The 20,433-nt window shown below is 44.3% G+C and carries 15 protein-coding genes; 7 read left to right on the forward strand and 8 right to left on the reverse strand.

All coding sequences use genetic code 11. The features are described from left to right. Positions 1 to 148: 148 nt before the first annotated feature. From QE417_RS13880 to trpC, 3 genes are all read left to right on the forward strand, one after another. Complete coding sequence (locus tag QE417_RS13880) at positions 149 to 1,558, forward strand: anthranilate synthase component I family protein (RefSeq protein ID WP_311950952.1); 1,410 nt, start codon at positions 149 to 151, stop codon at positions 1,556 to 1,558. A 61-nt stretch (positions 1,559 to 1,619) separates the two neighbouring features. Beyond that, entirely contained in the window at positions 1,620 to 2,255 is a 636-nt protein-coding gene (locus QE417_RS13885) for an anthranilate synthase component II (RefSeq protein ID WP_311950953.1), read from the forward strand. Positions 2,256 to 2,356: 101 nt separating this feature from the next. Beyond that, positions 2,357 to 3,250 carry an indole-3-glycerol phosphate synthase TrpC gene (trpC, locus tag QE417_RS13890; RefSeq protein ID WP_311950956.1) on the forward strand — a complete coding sequence of 298 codons (894 nt, stop codon included), beginning with the start codon at positions 2,357 to 2,359 and terminating at the stop codon, positions 3,248 to 3,250. Positions 3,251 to 3,268: 18 nt separating this feature from the next. Here trpC and QE417_RS13895 read toward each other — a convergent pair whose 3' ends face one another. From QE417_RS13895 to QE417_RS13920, 6 genes are all read right to left on the reverse strand, one after another. Next, the gene (locus QE417_RS13895; protein ID WP_311950960.1) at positions 3,269 to 4,342 is read right to left on the reverse strand and encodes a PKD domain-containing protein; all 1,074 of its coding nucleotides are present in this window, start codon (positions 4,340 to 4,342) and stop codon (positions 3,269 to 3,271) included. A gap of 35 nt (positions 4,343 to 4,377) precedes the next feature. Further along, positions 4,378 to 6,246 carry a glycoside hydrolase family 97 protein gene (locus tag QE417_RS13900; protein ID WP_311950963.1) on the reverse strand — a complete coding sequence of 623 codons (1,869 nt, stop codon included), beginning with the start codon at positions 6,244 to 6,246 and terminating at the stop codon, positions 4,378 to 4,380. A gap of 38 nt (positions 6,247 to 6,284) precedes the next feature. Beyond that, positions 6,285 to 8,738, reverse strand: a complete 2,454-nt coding sequence (galB, locus tag QE417_RS13905) for a beta-galactosidase GalB (protein WP_311950965.1) — start codon at positions 8,736 to 8,738, stop codon at positions 6,285 to 6,287. A gap of 39 nt (positions 8,739 to 8,777) precedes the next feature. Continuing rightward, on the reverse strand, positions 8,778 to 10,031 hold the full coding sequence (locus QE417_RS13910) for a glycoside hydrolase family 28 protein (RefSeq protein WP_311950968.1): 1,254 nt from the start codon (positions 10,029 to 10,031) through the stop codon (positions 8,778 to 8,780). A 61-nt stretch (positions 10,032 to 10,092) separates the two neighbouring features. Further along, positions 10,093 to 11,433 carry a glycoside hydrolase family 27 protein gene (locus QE417_RS13915; protein WP_311950971.1) on the reverse strand — a complete coding sequence of 447 codons (1,341 nt, stop codon included), beginning with the start codon at positions 11,431 to 11,433 and terminating at the stop codon, positions 10,093 to 10,095. A gap of 75 nt (positions 11,434 to 11,508) precedes the next feature. Continuing rightward, positions 11,509 to 13,026 carry a glycoside hydrolase family 28 protein gene (locus QE417_RS13920; RefSeq protein ID WP_311950973.1) on the reverse strand — a complete coding sequence of 506 codons (1,518 nt, stop codon included), beginning with the start codon at positions 13,024 to 13,026 and terminating at the stop codon, positions 11,509 to 11,511. 184 nt (positions 13,027 to 13,210) lie between these two features. Between QE417_RS13920 and QE417_RS13925 the strand changes: the two genes are divergently transcribed. The 3 genes from QE417_RS13925 to QE417_RS13935 all read left to right on the forward strand — a co-directional run bounded on the left by QE417_RS13925 (position 13,211) and on the right by QE417_RS13935 (position 17,905). Next, positions 13,211 to 14,146, forward strand: a complete 936-nt coding sequence (locus QE417_RS13925; protein WP_311950975.1) for a hydrogen peroxide-inducible genes activator — start codon at positions 13,211 to 13,213, stop codon at positions 14,144 to 14,146. Between the two features lie 132 nt (positions 14,147 to 14,278). Beyond that, positions 14,279 to 16,699 (forward strand): TonB-dependent receptor, encoded by a 2,421-nt coding sequence (locus QE417_RS13930; protein WP_311950977.1) that lies wholly within the window; start codon positions 14,279 to 14,281, stop codon positions 16,697 to 16,699. 27 nt (positions 16,700 to 16,726) lie between these two features. After that, positions 16,727 to 17,905, forward strand: coding sequence for a PepSY-associated TM helix domain-containing protein (locus tag QE417_RS13935; protein ID WP_311950979.1), 1,179 nt, complete (start codon positions 16,727 to 16,729; stop codon positions 17,903 to 17,905). 36 nt (positions 17,906 to 17,941) lie between these two features. Here QE417_RS13935 and QE417_RS13940 read toward each other — a convergent pair whose 3' ends face one another. Together QE417_RS13940 and QE417_RS13945 are read right to left on the reverse strand one after the other, a co-directional pair. After that, positions 17,942 to 18,394, reverse strand: a complete 453-nt coding sequence (locus tag QE417_RS13940; protein ID WP_311950981.1) for a hypothetical protein — start codon at positions 18,392 to 18,394, stop codon at positions 17,942 to 17,944. Next, positions 18,391 to 18,594 (reverse strand): hypothetical protein, encoded by a 204-nt coding sequence (locus QE417_RS13945; protein ID WP_311950983.1) that lies wholly within the window; start codon positions 18,592 to 18,594, stop codon positions 18,391 to 18,393. Before QE417_RS13945 ends, QE417_RS13940 begins: the two co-directional genes overlap by 4 nt. 172 nt (positions 18,595 to 18,766) lie before the next feature. Between QE417_RS13945 and pafA the strand changes: the two genes are divergently transcribed. After that, on the forward strand, positions 18,767 to 20,422 hold the full coding sequence (pafA, locus tag QE417_RS13950; protein WP_311950984.1) for an alkaline phosphatase PafA: 1,656 nt from the start codon (positions 18,767 to 18,769) through the stop codon (positions 20,420 to 20,422). Positions 20,423 to 20,433: the final 11 nt, after the last annotated feature.

The following is a 20,433-nucleotide window of genomic DNA, read 5'->3' on the forward strand; positions in this document are numbered from 1 at the left end:
ATTAAATAACCGTACTTGGTGGCACCTTAGCAATAAGGCAGCCCGGTAGTTTATTGATGAGCTAAAGATATTAAGCAATTATAAACCTGATTTGAGACCCGGCGCTAACCACGACCGGGTTTTTTCATTTTATAATATTTTTAAACAGATGCAAAAATTTAAACTAAATACTACTTATAAAAAGCTACTCGCCGACACCACAACCCCGGTGAGCATTTACTTACGCTTGCGCGATATTTTTCCAAACTCGCTGCTGCTCGAAAGTTCCGACTATCACAGCCGCGATAACAGCCTTAGCTTTATTTGCTGCCAACCCATTGCTGGTATGGTGCTAAGCCAAGGAGTATTAACACAGGAGTTTCCGGATGGTAGCCGGGATGTGCTTACCGAAGGAAGTTTTAACCTGGTTAGCGAAATAGATGCTTTTCTTAAACGCTTTGAAACAGATGAACTGCCTCTTAAAGTAATTTCGAATGGGTTGTTTGGCTACTTTACCCACGAGGCTGTTGAGCATTACGAAACCATCAAACTGAAAAAGGTGGAAAACGATGCGCGGCAGATTCCCGAAATGCAATACCACATTTATAAATACATTATTGCGGTTGACCATTTTAAGAACGAACTGTATATATTCCAAAATCAATACGGAGAAGATGCTGATGACAAAGGCATCGAAAAAATGCAGTACTTGCTAAAAAATAAAGATTTTCCTGAATACTATTTCCAAAGCAAAGGCGAGGAGCAATCAAATCTGAGCAACGAAGGTTTTATGACCATTGTGGAGAAGATGAAACAGCATATTTTCCGTGGTGATGTTTTCCAGATCGTGCCATCTCGTGCATTTTCGCAGGAGTTTCAGGGTGATGAGTTTAACGTTTACCGCGCACTGCGCTCCATTAATCCTTCGCCTTACCTGTTTTATTTCGATTATGGTGATTTCCGCATATTCGGCTCATCGCCGGAGGCACAAATTACCATTAAGAATCGCTTAGCCAGTATTTACCCCATTGCCGGAACCTTTAAACGCAGCGGTAACGACGAAAAGGACGCCGAAGCAGCACGCGCATTAGAGAACGACCCGAAAGAATCGGCCGAGCACGTGATGTTGGTTGATTTAGCCCGTAACGATTTAAGCCGCCATTGTGAGCAGGTAGAGGTAAAAGCCTTTAAGCAGGTACAGTATTATTCGCATTTAATACACCTGGTATCGCACGTGAGCGGTAAACTACACCCCGATGTTTCTTCGTTTAAAATTGTGGCCGATACCTTTCCGGCGGGTACGCTGAGCGGTGCACCAAAATTCAGGGCTATGGAAATTATCGATCAAAACGAGAACATTAAACGTAGTTTTTATAGCGGTGCCATTGGTTATTTAGGCTTTAACGGCGATTTTAACCACGCCATCATGATACGCTCGTTATTAAGCAAAAATAATGTTTTACATTACCAGGCCGGTGCCGGTATAGTAGCCGATTCGATTGCCGAAAGCGAACTGAACGAGGTAAATAATAAAGTAGCCGCCTTGCGCAAGGCTATTGAAATGGCCGCAGAACTGTAATGGGGAGTGTGGAGCGAAGATTGAGGACCCGAGAGGAATAATTAAAAATTTAGACGTATAAATGAACAACGATATAAACAACACGGAGAACTCTAACTCCCCCTTCAGGGGGCAGGGGGGTAAAGTTCTTATTATAGATAACTACGATTCATTCACCTACAACCTTGTACACCTGGTAAACGAGCTGGGCTTACAATGCGAGGTGTGGAGAAATGATCAGTTTAAACTGGAAGATGTAGATCAGTTTGACAAAATCATCCTTTCGCCGGGTCCGGGCATACCATCTGAAGCGGGTTTGTTGCTGGATGTAATACGCACTTACGCACCAACCAAGAGTATATTTGGCGTATGTTTGGGGCAGCAGGCCATTGCCGAGGTATTTGGCGGTAGTTTGTATAACCTGAGCCGACCTATGCACGGCATATCAACCCCGGTTAAAGTAACCGATGCAAACGAGCAGCTGTTTAAAGGATTGCCCGAATACATCAGTGTAGGGCGTTACCACTCGTGGGTGGTATCAAAAGATGATTTGCCAGAGGTATTAACCATAACTGCAGTTGACGAAAAAGACAATTCCATAATGGCCCTGCGCCACAAAACGCTGGATGTACGCGGTGTACAATTCCACCCCGAATCGGTGTTAACCGAATATGGTAAGGAAATGATGGGTAACTGGTTGAACCAACCGGCAGCTTAACCCCCCAACCCCCTGAAGGGGGTGTTGAAGAGGTGTAGCAAAACGTTAAATTTGTAAACAAATTAATCAAAAAACTCCCCCTTTAGGGAGTTTGGGGGCTTATGACCATTTTAGATAAAATTGTAGAGAAAAAAATAAAGGAAGTAGCAGCCGCTAAAATCATTACTCCTTATAACCATTTAGAGGAACGCGAAATGTTTTTACGCGAACCGCTATCGTTTAAAAAGTTCCTGCTCGACCCTGAACGTACGGGTATAATTGCCGAGTTTAAACGTAAATCGCCATCAAAAGGTATTATTAATGATGAGGTTTCGGTTAAGGATGTAACTACGGCGTATGCGGCGGCTGGGGCTTCGGCCATATCGGTATTAACCGACCGTCACTTTTTTATGGGTACCAAAAAGGATTTGCTCGAGGCACGTAAGTTTAATGATGTGCCTCTGCTGCGTAAGGATTTTATGATCGATGAGTACCAGATTGTAGAAGCCAAAACCTTAGGTGCCGACATTATTCTGCTCATTGCTGCCATACTTACACCCGAACAGGTAAAGCAATTTTCCGCCCTTGCCAAAAGTATAGGCCTGAGCGTGTTGTTAGAGGTACACAACCTCGAAGAACTACAACGCAGCCTGTGCGATAACCTTGATGCCATTGGAGTAAACAACCGTAACCTGGCCGATTTTACTGTATCGGTAGAAACTTCGTTCGAACTGGCAGAGCATATACCAGATGGGGTAATGAAAATATCTGAAAGTGCTATCAGCAATACGCATGTTATTAAACAACTTAAGCAGGCCGGGTTCAACGCGCTTCTTAATTGGCGAAAACTTTATGCGCCAGCCAAACCCTGGTTTAGCCATGGCCGAATTTGTAGCGGAGTTGAGGGCGTAGATAGTACTCATAATCACAAATACGTCATTGCGAGGAACGAAGCAATCTCTGAACTATGCATGTTCGCTTGTTCTACGCAGAGATTGCTTCGTTCCTCGCAATGACGCGTTTTGTTAAATTCACTACTTCACCGCAACATCCCAAACCTTCGACATACGCGCTTTGCCCGCCGGTCCGTCAATGTAAAGCACCACAATATACTTCCCTGCGTCTTTATACTGATGGACAGGGCTTTGCTCGGTTGAGGTGGTGCCATCGCCAAAATCCCATTTCCACGAGGTTATTTTGCCGTCGCTTTCGTCTTTAAAAGTAACCTGGCGTTTGTTCATATCGGTTACTATAAAGCTCCATTTGGCATCAATAGCTTTTTTGTATTTAGCATCTAAAGGCATCAGCGTAAATACAGTGCCGAGGCTGGTGTTGCCGTACATTTTGTGGTTTTTTGATAAGTTCCAAAAGCCTTTCTTGGTTTCGTCATTTACGTCGTCGTAATCAATAACTGCCCAGGTGAGGCCTATCTTTTTATTGTCGCGCAGTACCGATTCTACCGCACGTTGCGGGCCTTCGGCACCGGCATAATCAAACGGGGTAATCCAAAATTCGGCTATAAGTTTACCGGGCTGACCAGGTTTAAAATCGTAAGAGTAAGCAATATTGGAGTAAGGAAGTTCTTTTATCCACGGTTGGCTGCCCCAGGCCAGCGCCCAATCTTTACCCACGGCAGGGGTAAAAATGTGATAGTTTTGCGCATGTACCCCGTGATACGAAAAGTATATGTCCCAGGGGTTAAGTCTTTGGTTGGGGTGCTGGTCGGTAATAAGCGGGCCGCCCGACAGGTCACCGTCTACCACAATTTCAAAAGTATCGTTATGTAAATCGGGCCGACTAAAATCCCAGTAGTTATCATAGGCTTCGTACAAAAAATACAGGCGGTTTAAACCCTTAACCCAGGCTACACGCACTTTAACGTCCAGATTTTTAGGGTCTACAGCAGGGTAATGTTTTGAGTCATCCCAAAGCTGGTCGGTACCCACAATGTATTTTTTCGGAAAACTGTCCCAGTCATCAGTTTTACCATCAATTTTGGGCATCATATTGGCCGGAAACTGGTATATCTTATACCCCCTGTCTTCCTGGGCAAGTGCTTTGCCCAAAGAAAACAGAACTATAAATACGATTGATAAGAGGTGCCGCATAAACCGGAGTTTAATTTGTTACAAGCATAACATCATTACAATTTAGCCACAAACCCACCGCTTGAGCGCAATTTAATGGTTAGCACATCTTTAGGGCTTACGGTTTGTTCGCGTTTATCAACACTGGTGTTAGTTTCACCATCATAAACAAGAGTGGCTTTGGTTGGGGCTGATAAAAAGTTGAGTGGTATTTTTACCTCACGTTCATCGGCACCGTTCATTACACCTATCCACCATGAGGTGCCTTTGCGACGGGCAAAAGCTACTACATCGCCCATGCTGCTGCATGATAATACCCTGGTTTCATCCCAGGTGGTGGGCACCTGTTTAAACAGATCGACCATTGGATTTTCAAGATACAGCTGGTACTTATCGGCAAAATGTATAATGGGCGAAGTGTAAACAATAGCCTGTGCAAACTCGTGCGGCCAGGTAAATTTGGCAGTTGCCAGCTCTTTAGGGTCGAGTATTACCGAAGTGAAATCGGCCGGGCCGCTCAGGTAACGGGTAAAGGGTACGGTAATGTCATGCTGTGGTGGCATTACACGTTTGTACTTGGTCATGTGGTACTCGTTGCCACGTATGGCTTCACGGGTAATATCATTAGGGTAGGTACGGTTAAGGCCCGTTGTTTTTACGCTGCCATGAAAGTTAAGCAACAGTTTAAGCTGGGCACAATCTTGCTGTGTTTCGGCATACCATTGCATAATATCGGCATCCGCATCAGGTATAAAATCTATTTTAATACCAACGGCACCTGCCTCTTTTACCTTTTGCAGGTAAGCGCGGCGTTCAGGTGCTTTTCTAAACTCTTTTGAATCTACCCAAACCAAGGATTTTACACCCACCGTATTACCGTAATCGATCACTTCTTTCAGTAACTGCCACTGGTCTTTACCTTCTTGTTTCCAGTTGCGCCAGCCATCATCAACAAGGTAGTACTCCCAGGTTAATTTGGCTGCAGCATCGTACCAGTTCTTTTGGTCTTCAAACTTAGGTGCACCTACGCTCCACCATTGCCACAAGCTGCGGCCAGGCTTAACCCACGAAAAATCACTTCCTTTAGCTGGTGGCGGACACAGGTTGGTAATTAAATCGGAATTGACCAACTCGGTTAACGACCGGGCAATTAAAGTAGTGCGCCATGGAGATACCAGCTTGCCTTTATAAGTGCCGTTTAAGTAAATGCTTTTTGATGGTTGAATTACGTTCCAGCCTTTTGCGGCAAAAGGATAGGCCACAGTGAACGCATTGCCGCTGCGGGTAAGCGCCATATCGGCAAAGCTTTCGCAATCAGCCTCAGTTAGTGATACGTAGTACTTACCCGATTGAAAGGTTAGCGGCGGCATTACCACCTTTCCTTCGGGCACTTCGGCAAGCGGCGTTACGTAATTTAAGCCTTCATAGCTTTGATGAAAGTCTGCCCAGGCAATCTTCTTCACATTGTTGGGCAAAGTCCATGTCGTGCGTTCGGCATCAATGTGTTTTATGCCGGGCGCAATGGTGTACCTTACAGCCACACCATCATTATATACCCGTACAAAAAGTGCCATGGGCTTACCCGCAGCTGTATAAGGTATGTAGGCCTCATTAGCACGGTTAATTGCTTTAGTATGATTGCCTATTACGGCATAACTTTCGTTAACACTGCTGCGTTGAGGCTGGCCGGTTATGCGCGTATTGTTTCCCAAATCCGTACCATCAGCCACCAGTCCAAGCGGCGATTTGTTAATGATAGGAAAATTATCAGCCTTTACGGTATAGCTCAGTTTTTTATCGGCCGCCGAAATGGTTAAGGCAATGCGCTTATCAGGACTGGTAACCGTTAGTATTTGATTTTGGGCAAACGTCGCTCCTGTTGCAATAAGCAACAGGGCGGTGCTAATGGCTTTACAAAAATTCATATATCTTTAAAGTATCGGATAATAGATGATCAATAATATTACTTACTGTTTAAGGCAATTACACCGCTCTTTAACCCTTTAGCAGAGGCGGTAAACTCAATTTTACCTGGCTTTTCGGCCGATTGTACTGTGGCTACCAGCATGCCGCTAAATGCGTTCATTTGTGGCTGATGGAATGGCTGTACATTAGTGGCATCGCCATTGGCAACCACTTTGTAAGTACCTGCACCGGTTACTTTAAAGCTGAGCAAATTGGTGGCATCGGGACATAAATTGCCATTGGCATCGCACACTTTGGCGGTGATGTAAGAAAGGTCTTTACCATCGGCATCAAGTGTAGAACGGTCGGCTATTAACTCTATATGGTGAGGTTTGCCGGCGGTTTTAATAGTTTGCTCGGCGGCTACCTTGCCATTGGCATCATAAGCAACCACTTTAATGTTTCCGGGCTGATAAACCACATCCTTCCACATTAAGCGGTAGCGGGTTTGGTTGTTGGTTTTGCTCTTTTCCTGCTTGCCCATGCTTTTGCCGTTTACAAATAACTCAGCCGATGGATAGCTGGTGTAGCAAAATACCGGTGTGATTTGTCCTTCGCGGCCAGGGAAAGTCCAGTGTGGTAAAACGTGCAGGGTTGGTTTTTCGGTGTTCCACTTGGCGCGGTACAGGTAAAAGCGGTCTTTAGGCAAACCGGCCAAATCAATAATGCCAAAATACGAGCTGTGCGACGGCCATTTGGTATCGTAAGGCGTAGGTTCGCCCAGGTAATCAAAACCGGTCCATACAAATTCGCCTATCACAAATTTTATATCGTCTTGCTTTACAAATTCATCATCGGGTACTTGCGACCATGGACAGGCCTCAAAATCATATGATGAACTTTGGTTATCGTCATACATCTTTTCTTTAAAAAACTCAACCGGAAACTTGTAAACGCCTCTCGAACTAACGGTTGAAGCTGTTTCCGTACCCAGTATAAATCCTTGAGGGAGTTTTAGATTAGCTTCTTCGTAACGCGCTGGTTTATAGTTAAAACCGGCAATATCCATCACAGCTGCAAAGTTGTTGGTAAGGGCGGCATCAATTCTATCCATGCCAACAGTTACCGGGCGGCTTGGGTCTTCGCGGTGGCAAATGTCCTGCAAAAACTTAGCTATCTTTTGGCCGTTCTTAGCGCCTTGATCAGGCACCTCGTTACCAATGCTCCACATAATTACGCTCGGGTGGTTTCGGTCGCGGTGCACCATATTAACAATATCTTTTTCGGCCCATTGGTCAAAATACTGGCTATAGCCGTTTTTTACCTTAGGGGTTTTCCATTCGTCAAATGATTCTACCATCATCATAAAGCCCATCTCGTCGCAAAGTTCAACCAACTCGGGCGCCGGCATATTATGCGAGGTACGAATGGCATCACAACCCATGTCTTTTAAAATGGTTAACTGGCGGCGTAAAGCAGCTTTGTTAATAGCCGCACCTAACGGACCTAAATCATGGTGATTACATACGCCTTTAAATTTGCGCGCCTTTCCGTTGAGGAAAAAGCCATTTCCAGCTTCGAATTTAATGGTGCGTATGCCAAATTTGGTGGTGTACTCATCAACCAGTTTGCTGCCATCATACACCTTTGAGGTGGCTGTATAAAGCACGGGTGTTTCGGGCGACCATAGTTGCGGGTTTTTAACCGCGATGCTTTGTGAAAATGTATTCAGGTCGGTAGCGGCCAAAGCCGATGAGCCTTCGGCAACGGTTTTACCCTGCGGATCGGTTATGGAAGTGACCAGTTTAAGCGGTTTGAATGAGCTGGCCGATATTTGGGTTTGCACCTGTACGCGGGCAAAATCTTTTTCAATAACCGGTGTGGTTACATAAGTTCCCCACACGGGGATGTGTGCATCATTAGTAACTACCAAATGCACGTTGCGGTACAAACCTGCACCAGGGTACCAGCGCGATGATTCGGGTTTGTTTTCGAGGCGAACGGCCAGAATATTATCGGCACCGGGTTTTAGAAAGTTGGTCACATCAAAGTGGAAAGAGTTGTAACCATAAGGCCACATGCCCACTTCTTTACCATTAATGTATACTTTGGCATTGCTCATGGCGCCATCAAAAATAAGCGAGGCTTTTTTGCCTGCCGCAAACTGCGGAGCGCTGAATTTGAGCCGGTACCAGCCAATACCAATAAACGGCAAACCACCTGTACGTCCCGATTTTACCGTGGCATTTTTCTCGCCATTTTGTTCTATTTTAACTTTCTGAACGTCGTTATTGCCATCAAACGGCCCGGTTATAGCCCAGTCATGCGGAATAGTAACGGTTTCCCATTTTTTATCATCAAAGGCCGGGTTAGCGGCATCCGTTTGTTCGCCGCGGGTAAAGGCCCAGCCTTTGCTTAAAAGGTATTCTTTACGTTCCTGAGCTGTTGAAGTTTGGGTGTTAACAGTTAGTACTGCCTGGGTTAGCAGCGCAATAAGCAATAAACGTTTCATTAATTAATTTACGGGTTGGTGAGCCCGCAAATTACAAATTTATTTTAAAGTGTAAGTTTGACCGTTAATCACCACATTTTGGAGCTTAACATCCTCATACACATTTTTGATGCCCGGTTTTTTAGCGGTTGCATCAATATTGGTAAACGTAATACCCGATACCTTATCATTAGGATTACCTTGTATTTGCGCCACCTGGTCGCACTCAATTTTAATGTTACGGATGGTAATATCGTTTACCATGCCGAAAGGTTTTTCGGTGCTGCCGCCCAGGTCAAAAAACTGTTTCCATGGGGCAATTTCAAATATCACACCTGCTTTGCCGGTAATGTTTTCAACAGTGATGTGCTCAAAGTGCTGGTAAGTATCGGGGCGCATTTTAAAACGGAACAGCGGGGTGCTGCTGTTTATTTTGCAGTTACGCATTACCACGTTACGGGCATGTATACTCTCGCTGCCAAATGTTAAGGCCGCGTGCGATTCGCCGAAGGTACAGCCTTCTACCAGCACGTTTTCCACAATGCCGTTTTCGGGCAGGGTATGGGCAGTAGGGCCTTTGCCGCCTTTAATACAAACGCCATCATCGTTTACCGAGATGTAGCAGTTGCGCACGGTCACGTTTTTACAAACGTCAATATCTATGCCATCGGTACTTGGCGCAGGAACGGGTTTGTAGGGCGAGCGAATGTCGCAGCCCTCTATAAGCACATTATTGCTTTGATAAAGGTGGGTGGTCCAAAAGCCTGAATTATGCAGCTTTACGTTTTTAATGGTCACGTTATTGCTGCCCCATATAAATACCAGGCGCGGGCGATGAACCTCCAGGTTGGTGGCCTCTTTGCCCACACGTTTCATCGAATCGCGGTAAAACCAAAAGTAGCTCCAGAATTTAGCGCCGTTACCATTAATAGTACCCGGACCGGTGATGCTAAAGCCCGGCACCTTGTAAGCATTAACCAACGCCGCATAATAGTTTTGCGACCGGCCTTCCATACGCGAGGGGATAAGGGGGTAGTTGGCAATATTGTCCGATCCTTTTAACACCGCGCCTTGCTCTAACCGAAGCTTGGTTTTGGGTTTAAAGAATAATGCACCGCTCAAAAAGGTGCCTTTAGGAATAACTACAGTTCCACCTTTTTTTGCTGCTCTATCAATAACAGCCTGTATAGCTTTGGTGTTTAATTTGGTGCTGTCGCCGCCTTTAACACCGTACCTGGTTATCACAAAATCTTGCGCACTCGATGTAAATGCGGCGGTGGCCATACAGGCAAGTAAAAACAGTTTCTTCATCATATAATGAGTTAAACTTTGGTTTGCTTAATTGGATTAATGCCGGTTACCCGGTTATACTTAATTATTTTAAACTGTATAAAACTGCGGATGTAGCCGCAACCTGGGCTGTTAGCTTTTTATCGGCCGTGCCTACAGATTTTCCGCTCCACATATCAGTGATTTTTACTTTTTTGTTGATGCCTATTTCGGGTAAGTTTACCGACACCTCAATTAGGCCCGGCGTGTTGATCGTGTTAAACAATGCCAGGTAATGTTCGCCGGTTTTAGGATTAAACGAAGTGATAGCCACTTTGCCATCCTGTTGAAACACCTGCTTAACATCCGTACTCTCTTTGTGCATTTTAAGCACCGCTTTATTGGTAAGTAACGATAGGGTGAAAGGGTCTAAACTGGGCATATCGCCACCAAACATCAACGGTGAACGGAAGATGGTGAAGAGTGTCATTAAGCCATACTGCTGGTCTTTGGTTAAACGGGTTTGACGGTCGCCGCCGCGTTCGCCGCGTATAGAGATGCGGCCAAGAGGTATCATATCACAATCGGGCCAGGTGCCGGGTTTAATATACGGATACCAGCCTTGCGCCACTTTGAGCAGGTGCACTACGTCTTTCCATTGGTCCCATACATCGTCAACCATACGCCACATATTGGCATGGGTTGATACGTGGTCAGCTTTCTCCACCGGGGTTTCGCCTGGTGAGGTGCTCAGCACAATGGGCCTTCCGGTTTTGTCAATAGCTTTACGTATCAGCTCAATTTCGCCTTGGTGATAGGGGCGCGACAAGTCATCTATCTTAATAAAATCAACACCCCATGAGGCATAAAGCTCCATAATGGAGTTGTAGTATTCCTGTGCTCCGGGTTTATCGGCCACAATGGTATAATTATCGCGCAGCCAGGTGCATTGCATTTCGGTAGTATAAATTTGGTCGGCAGTAATTTGGGTGCCTTTGATGGGCAGTTTTTTAGCTACGGCTTCTTTAGGCACACCGCGCATAATATGGATGCCAAATTTTAGTCCTTTGCTGTGTATATAATCGGCAAGGGCTTTAAAGCCAACGCCATTTGCTGCCGATGGAAAACGGTTGGTGGCCGGCAAGTAGCGACCGTAAGCATCCATTACATAACGAGGGTCGGTTTGGTTGTAACCACCGGCTTTATCGTTCTCCACAAACCAACGGATATCAACCACAATGTATTCCCACCCCGATTTTTTAAGGTTAGCGGCCATATAATCGGTATTGGCCTTTACCTCGGCCTCGGTTACCGATGAACCGTAACAGTCCCAACTGTTCCAGCCCATGGGTGGGGTTTGAGCCCATTGTTTAAAACTTTGCTGGGCAAATACCTGCAAATAAAAAGCTAATAGCGCAACAAATACGGTTAAAAGTTTCTTCATCATAAATAGTAGTACTTGGTTGATTTACACTTTTGCTCAAAGAGAGCTTTATAGGTGCAAGATGCTCATTTTTATGAATTAATACGTAGTTTGTGTGCTGTTATTAAGCGAGTAGTCGGGCTTGCTGCCGTTAATCATTTTCACATTAGCAAACCTTACGTTCTGTGCATCATTTACTATCACCTTGCTACCATTGGGCATAATAATGTTATCAAACCTTACATTTTTAAGCTTATGTGCCGGGTCTTTAAAACCGTTGATGTTGATAACCGGTTCTTTTATGGTAGCTGCTTTTAGATCGATGTTTTTGAATATAAAGTTTTCAAACGTAGGCGGCAGGGGTGCGGCGGCGCCATCATTATTATAATTAAGGGCCGAGAAGATAGTAATTTTGAGCAGCTGGCAATCGGTAACAGTTACGTTTTTAACATAGCCGCCACGCTCTTTGGTGCCTTTAATTTGCATACCATTCAAGAGTGCTCCGGCAGTGCAATCCTGCACTAACACATCGCTCACCCCGCCCGACATTTCGCTGCCTATAGAGATGCCATGTCCTTTGGTAAAATTGCAATTGGTGATCTGCACATTACGGGTAGGCCTGCCAATAGTGTAACCCTCCGGGTTTTTGCCCGATTTAATGGCAATGCAATCATCGCCGGTTGAAAATGAACAATTGAAAATGTAGCTATCGTCAGACGAGTCGGGGTCTAAACCGTCGCCGTTGTGGGCTGTGCTTACTATATCTAAATCGTGGCAGCTTATACCTTTGCTGTAAATGTAATGGATTGTCCAGCAGGGCGCATCTTTAATTTGCAAGCCTTGCAACTCTACGTTCTGGCAGTTCATCAGCATAATTAAACGGCCACGGCTGCGCATGCCATGCTTATCTATCATAGCCTTACCCAGCGCGCCGCCCCCGCCGCTAATGGTACCCTCGCCTTTAATAGAAATTTGTTGGGTAGTGTAACCACCGTTACTATCCATGGTGCCGGCGTTAATCAGGCTGGCATAAGTTTTCATTTCCCAACCCTCAAAACGGTTGTTGATGAACGGTTCATAATCTTCGGTATTAGGGCTGCCTTTCAGCGTGCCGCCTTTCTCAATTTGTAAGGTCATGCGGCTTTTTAAAAACAGTGCCCCGCTTACAAAGTTGCCTTCGGGTATGAGCACTGTACCGTACTCCGGGCACGCATCAATGGATTTTTGTATAGCTTTTGTGTTGATGGTTGAGCCATCACCCCTGGCTCCAAATTCGGTTATGTTGAGCACCTTGCCTTGCGGTGTGGTAGTAAACTTAACCGGCTTACTGTTGCCCGATAGTTTGCCATCGGCTCCTTCTGTTTTAACAACACAGTTATAAGCGGTTGAAGGTGTTAAACCCGTAAGCATGTAATTGCTCTTACTTACTGCACCTACTTCTTTTCCGTTAAGGATGATGTGATAGCGGACGGCTTGATCAGGCTTGTCCCAAACCAGCGTAGCAGATGCGGCAGAGAGTGTGCCCGGAGCTACAATAACTTGTTTGGGTGCTTTAGCCGCAAACGACACCACTACAACATGAGTAAAGCAAACAAGGAGTAAAAAGTATTTCTTCATCAAAGTGTGTTATTGTTGGTTTAACAATTAGGCTAATGGCTTAACCGTGTTAATTGGCGGGGCAAAACTATGCGTTATGGGATAGAATGGCATCCTGCACTATCCTTAACATTGCCGTTAAATATTATGATTTATTTATATAGGATTAATCAATACTATCTATATTTGAACATAGATTTTAACTATGACCATTACCCAGCTTGAATATATTGTTGCCGTAGATACCTACAAAAGTTTCGTATTAGCCGCCGAAAAGTGCTTTGTTACCCAACCCACGTTAAGCATGCAGGTGCAAAAACTGGAGGATGTATTAGGCGTAAAAATATTTGACCGCACGCGCCAGCCTATTGTACCAACCGAAGTGGGCATGGAGATTATTACACAGGCCCGCGTTATGCTGGCCGAAAGCTATAAGATAAAAGAGATTGTTACGGACAGGCAAAAGGAACTTTCGGGTGAGTTAAAGGTAGGTATTATTCCTACCATTGCACCTTACCTTTTACCCCGGATAATAGCCCGTTTTGTGGAGCAATATCCGCAGGTAAAGCTGGTAGTATGGGAGCAAAACACCGAAAACATTATTCAGCAGCTTAAACTGGGTACTATGGATTGCGGTATTATGTCTACACCGTTGCATGAGAGTAGTTTGATGGAGATTCCGGTGTTTTATGAAAACTTTGTGGCGTACGCCTCTAAAACCAGTAAGCTTTATAAAAAGAAAAATATTAGTCCCGAAGATATTGATGTAGAAGAACTCTGGGTGCTGGATGAAGGCCATTGCATGCGCGAGCAGGTGCTGAATATTTGCCAGCGCCGTAAATCAACCAAAGGTTTTCAGCATTTTGAATATAACACCGGTAGCGTTGATACGCTGAAACGCATGGTAGACCAAAACGCGGGTGCCACCATATTGCCCGAATTGGCTTTAGATGATTTAAGCGATAAACAGCTCGACCGTATTCGCTACTTTAAAGCCCCCGAACCCGCCCGCGAGGTAAGTATTGTAATACAGCGCAACTTTTTAAAACGCCGCATGATTGAGGCTTTAAAGAACGAAATACTTCAGTTTATTCCTAAAAAGTTAAAGAGTAAAAAGAAAAAGGAAGTGATGGATATTTAGAAATTGATTAGAGCCTGCCTTTTTTTAACTAACACAAAATTTATTATGCTTATTTAGAATAATTAAAAATAAGTTTCAATTTTAATGAGATTGTCATAGATTTGTGGCCTAATTTATACTAAGTCCAAATAAATGAAACAATTTTACCAAAGCCTTTTTATTGCTATCTGCCTCATGTTTACAACCGTGCTTGCCCAGGCACAACAAACAAGAGGAACAATTAAAGGCAAGGTTTTAACATCAGACAATAAACCGGCCGACAATATTACCGTTGGCCTAAAGGGCACCAGGTTTGGTACCATTACTACCGAAAACGGCGAATACAATTTTAAAGCAGCAGCTGGTTCATACACATTAGTGGTATCATCAGTAGGCGTGCAAGGTGTTGAAGTGCAAATTACCGTAACCGCAGGCCAAACAACCAACGTCCAGCCACTAAGCATTAACACCAGCATGTCGGAGTTAGAGGCCGTAAACGTTACCGGTAACAAGGTTAACAAAATGGCTACCCGTAAAAGCCCTTATGTTTCAAAAATGCCGTTAAATAACCTCGAAAATCCGCAGGTTTATACTACCATTTCGAAAGAGCTACTGGTTGAGCAAATAAATACCAACTTTAACGATGCGTTGAGAAACACCTCGGGTTTAGATAAATTGTGGTCGTCAACAGGTCGTGCTGGTGATGGTGCAGCTTATTACTCGTTGCGTGGTTTTACCATTCAGCCTACTTTAATTAACGGCATTGCCGGTTTAACCAACGGCGACCTTGACCCGGCCAACATTGAAAAAATTGAAGTAATAAAAGGCCCTTCAGGAACCCTGTTTGGTGGCGCTCTTACCAACTTTGGTGGTTTAATTAACATTGCTACCAAACGCCCTAAAGAAGAATTTGGCGGTGATGTATCATACACCACCGGTAACTACAGCCTTAGCCGTTTAACCGCCGATGTTTACGGTGCCTTATCAAAAGATAAAAAGCTGTTGGGTCGTGTAAACGCCGCCTACAATTACCAGGGCAGCTTTCAGGATGCCGGTTTCCGTAAATCATTTTTCCTGGCTCCTTCATTGGAGTACCGCGCTACTGATAAGTTAACTTTAAACCTGGATGCCGAGATTTACAATTACGAAGGCACCAACCCTTTGATGGTCTTCTTAAACCGTAGCCGTCAGCTAATTGCCCGCACGCCCGATGAGCTGAACATGAACTTCAAGCGCTCATTCACCGGTAATGATATTACGGTTAAAACACCTGTGGTAAACGTTCGTGGTTTGGCTACCTACCGCATTTCAGACGAGTGGACTTCGCAAACCAGTTTCTCGCGCAGCAACCGTAAAACCGATGGTATAAACCAATACGTAATGTTTTTGGGAGCCAATGATATTGATTTAAGCCGCCTGGCCAGTTACCAAAACTCAACAAGTACAGCCATAGATATTCAGCAAAACTTTACCGGCGATTTTAAAATAGGTGGACTGCGCAACCGCCTCGTAGTAGGTTTAGATTACCTGAACCAGATAACCGATAATAATAACTCGCCATACATTTTGTATGATGTGCAAAATGCTACCATCAACGCCCCCCAGTACGTGGGCTTTAACCGCCCAATGTTTATGAACCGCCTGGGTGCCTCAACCGCTGCTTATACCAAAAATTACACGGTTAATAACGTGTACAGCGTTTATGCATCAGATATGCTTAACGTAACCGACCGCTTAATGGCTATGTTAAGTTTACGTGTAGACCGTTTTGATAACCGTGGTACTTACACCCAATCAACCGGTTTAATTACCGGCGACTACAAGCAAACTGCCGTATCCCCTAAGTTTGGTTTGGTTTACCAACTGGTTAAAGATCAGGTATCAATATTTGGTAACTACATGAACGGCTTCCGTAACGTTGCGCCGGTAACTCAGCCCCTTCCAGATGTTTCGGGTACATTTAAACCGCAGCAAGCCAACCAAATTGAAGGTGGTGTGAAGGTTGACGCCTTTAAAAACCGTTTAACTTTTACCGCCAGCTACTATGATATTTCGGTTGACAACATTACCCGCACCGAGCCTGTTGTGCGCGATGGTGTTACCTATAATGTTACCATACAAGATGGTACTCAAAAAAGTAAAGGTTTTGAGTTAGATCTGATTGCCAATCCTGTTGCCGGTTTAAACATTGTTACCGGTTACAGCCATAACAACAGCAAATTAACTAAAGCTGATATTAATGTGGTGGGTCGTCGCCCGGTAAGCGCAGGCCCTGCCGATTTGGTTAACGCCTGGATCAGCTATACCCTGCCATCAGGCAAGTACAGCGGTTTGGGTGCAGGTTTTGGTGGTAATTACGCCAGCAAAAACATTATCACCAACGATTTACGTACAGGTGAATTTACCCTGCCATCATACACCTTGTTAAACGGTACTGTGTTTTATAGTGCTAAAAAGTATCGTATAGGTTTAAAAATGGATAACCTGACCAACAAAAAATACTTTAAAGGCTGGACCACTGTTGAACCGCAAATGCCACGTACGTTTGCAGCCAACGTAACCTTTAAGTTTTAAGCAAGCAAACCTCAAATTAAGTAACATATGAGCGCTTTTAAAAAAGCTGTGCTATTTGTTCACCGCTGGCTCGGATTTATATCCGGGCTTGTGGTTTTTATAGTAAGTATAACCGGTTGTATATTCTGTTTTCAGGATGAGATACAGGATGCCATGTATAGCTACCGTACGGTGCAGGCGCAAAATACGCCGTTCTTAAAACCATCGCAACTGCAACAGGCCGCGCTGCAAACCTTAAAGGATGGCAAATACGGCGGCATGGCCATTTTAGGTCCTAACCGCGCCGCAACGGTACGCGTTACCGATAAGGCGGGCTTTCACGTAGTTTATGTGAACCCTTACAACGGTAAGGTGCTGGGCGATGATATTATGCAGAAGAATTTCTTCATCATTGTTGAATTTATACACTTATACCTGCTATTGCCGGCCAAAATAGGCAAGCTGGTGGTTGGTACATCGGTACTCATTTTTGTGGCTATCATGATTACAGGTATTATACTCTGGTGGCCTAAACGTAAAAGCGACCGCAAGCGAAGTTTTACTATTAAATGGGGTGGCCGCTGGCGCAGGGTTAACTATGATTTGCACAACGTGCTGGGTTTTTACTCAACTGCCATAGCTATTATATTAGCTATCACAGGTATGTCTATGAGTTTTGAATGGATGGAGAAAGGTATTTATGCTACCGGCAACATTGGTAGTAAGGTTAACCGCGAATTTGAGGAACGAGAAATGAAATCAGACACGGTTAGCATACCTGCAAATATTTCCGTCCCGGCCATTGATGTGGCCTACCAAACTATTAAAAAACAATCGCCGCATACCCAAATGGTATTTTTTTACGGGGGCGAAAAGCAGAGTGATATCATACATGGAACCGCCTATCCTACACCATTACACTACAGTTTTAGCGACAGCTACCAGTTTGATAAGCATACCGGTAAACTGCTTCACTTTTTGCCCAATACTAAAAAAAGCCCCGGCATGAAGCTTAATAACATGAACTACGATATACATGTAGGGCAAATAGCAGGCTTGCCCGGTAAAATAATTGCGTTTATAGTGAGCTTAATTTGTGCCAGCTTACCGGTAACCGGCCTTATTATATGGCTGGGCAAGCGCAACAAAAAACCAAAGGCCAAAAAGGTGAGAGACATAGCACACCGCAAAACGCATCAGCATTTAAAGGCAACTACCAATATTTAAACAATAAGGCTCCGCAAAGGGGCCTTATTGTTTTTATTAGAAATTATTCCTTTTTAGTGATTCGATGTCTCCAAGGTCTTTATTGCGACCTGTAGCTTCTTTATTTTTAATAAAGTCAGATATATTAATGAAGTTTATTGCAAGTCCGTCAACTTCGCCATCTATTTTATTAGCATAAGCTTCGTCAAAATCCACACCCGAAATAGCATTCAAGATATCAATACGTAAAGGAGGATAACCCAATTGAGTTACGTAGTTTTCTTTTAAAAAATCTTCTTCTTTCAGGCCCAAAGAGCCAAAGCCAAAGTCATGAAGCACAGCAACCATCTTACCTGAATTTTCTAAGCTGGGCTTAATCCAAATGTCGAGGTCACCGGTATGTCTGGGTCTGCCATGATAAGCCAATGCATGTGCGCCCACAATTAAATAAGCAACCTGATGTTGATTTAACAGCGCTATAAAATCAACAAAATCTGGTTCAAAAATCATATCTTTTTCTGACGAAAAACTTTTTCCATCTTAACGGGGAAATTTCCGTTAATGTCTTTATAATAATTGTTTCTTAAACGGCTTACTTCTTCAAGCCGCTCAGCCGGTGTTTTACTTAGCCAATGTGCAACGTCTAAAGTGTCCTCGTTATCCATTGCTACCTGTTGCACAACCATTGCAATTTTTCTTTGATTTGCCATAATTAAAACCGGTTTTATTGATAGCTATTCAAAAATACACAAATCTATTTGTAAATTATTTTACTAAGCCATTGTTTGTTATTAGCAATTAATAACCCATTTCATAACAAAAAAATCACACGCCCTTTCCTTATCAATGCTGATATTTGGCTTTTTAAATTTCTCCCCCGAAATGAAGATCAAACATCTGTTTTTAGCCGTATTGGTATCGGCTCCCTTAATAACATCAGCTCAAAAAGCTAAACCCGCTGCGCCCTCAGCATCGCTGGCACGCCCTAAATTGGTGGTGGGCATTGTGGTTGATCAAATGCGTTGGGATTACCTTTACCGTTATAATGACCGTTATGTAGCCGGAGGGTTTAAGCGTATGCTTAACGAGGGCTTTACCTGCGAAAATACGCATATTGATTACCTGCCTACCGAAACTGGGCCGGGCCATAGCTGTATTTACACAGGTTCGGTACCGGCTATACATGGTATTGCGGCTAACAGCTTTATTATACAGGCTACCGGCAAACCCATGTATTGTGCCGAAGATACTACCGTTAAAGGCGTAGGTTCAACCTCGCCAGCCGGACTTATGTCGCCGCGTAACCTGCAGGCCAGCACCATAACCGATGAGCTGAGGCTGGCTACCAACTTCCGTTCAAAAGTTATTGGCATTGCTTTAAAAGATCGTGGTAGTATCTTACCCGCAGGCCACACCCCCAACGGCGCCTATTGGTTTGATGATGTTACCGGCAACTGGATTACCAGTACCTATTACACTACCGATCTACCTACCTGGGTAAAGCAATTTAATGATAGAAAACTACCTGCGGCTTATTTAACCAAAACCTGGGAAACGCTTTATCCAATAAATACCTACAAACAAAGCACTGCCGATAACAGCCCTTATGAAGGCGCTTACCGTGGCGAAACTGCACCGGTATTTCCGCATAACTTCCCGGCAATAAAGGGTGTTGATTTTGCCGCCATCCGCAGCAACCCGCTGGGCAATACCTTTACTTTAGATTTTGCCAAAGCAGCGCTGGACGCCGAGCAGTTAGGCAAAGGCGACCAAACCGATTTTCTGGCCGTAAGCTTGTCATCAACCGATTATGTGGGTCATCAGTTTGGCCCTAATTCTATTGAGGCCGAAGATACTTACCTGCGTTTAGACCGCGACCTGGCTGCTTTCTTTACTTATCTGGATGCTAAAGTGGGTAAAGGCAACTACACCGTTTTCCTATCGGCCGATCATGGCGCTGCGCACAATCCGCAGTTTTTAATCGACCATAAAATTCCGGGGGGCTTGTGGGATGCTTATGCAGCTACAACCCAATTGAATACTATTTTGGAGAAAGAAACAGGCCTGAAGCGTACCATTTTAAGCATCGATAACTATGAGGTTAACCTGAATAATGTAGCCATTGCCAAGGCTAAATCCGATGTGGAAAAAATTAAAGCAATAAGCATTGATTTTCTGCGCAAACAAGCCGAAGTAATGTATGCGGTTGATATGGAAAAAGCACAAGACGCCAGTATACAGCCTGATTTGCGTGAACGCATAATCAATGGTTACAATAAAGAGCGCAGCGGTGCCATACAAGTGATATTAAAACCGGGTTATTTTGGTGGCCGTAGTAAAACCGGTACATCGCACGGTGTTAGCTCGCCTTATGATACTCATATCCCGCTGGTATTTATGGGTTGGGGTGTACAGCACGGCAGTTTAAACCGCGACACCCACATGACCGATATTTCGGCAACTATAGCCGCACTGCTGCATATACAAATGCCAAGCGGCTGCATTGGCAAGGTAATACCAGAGGTATTGAAAAAGTAAATTTTAAACCA

Source organism: Mucilaginibacter terrae (assembly GCF_031951985.1).
Lineage (GTDB): Bacteria > Bacteroidota > Bacteroidia > Sphingobacteriales > Sphingobacteriaceae > Mucilaginibacter > Mucilaginibacter terrae_A.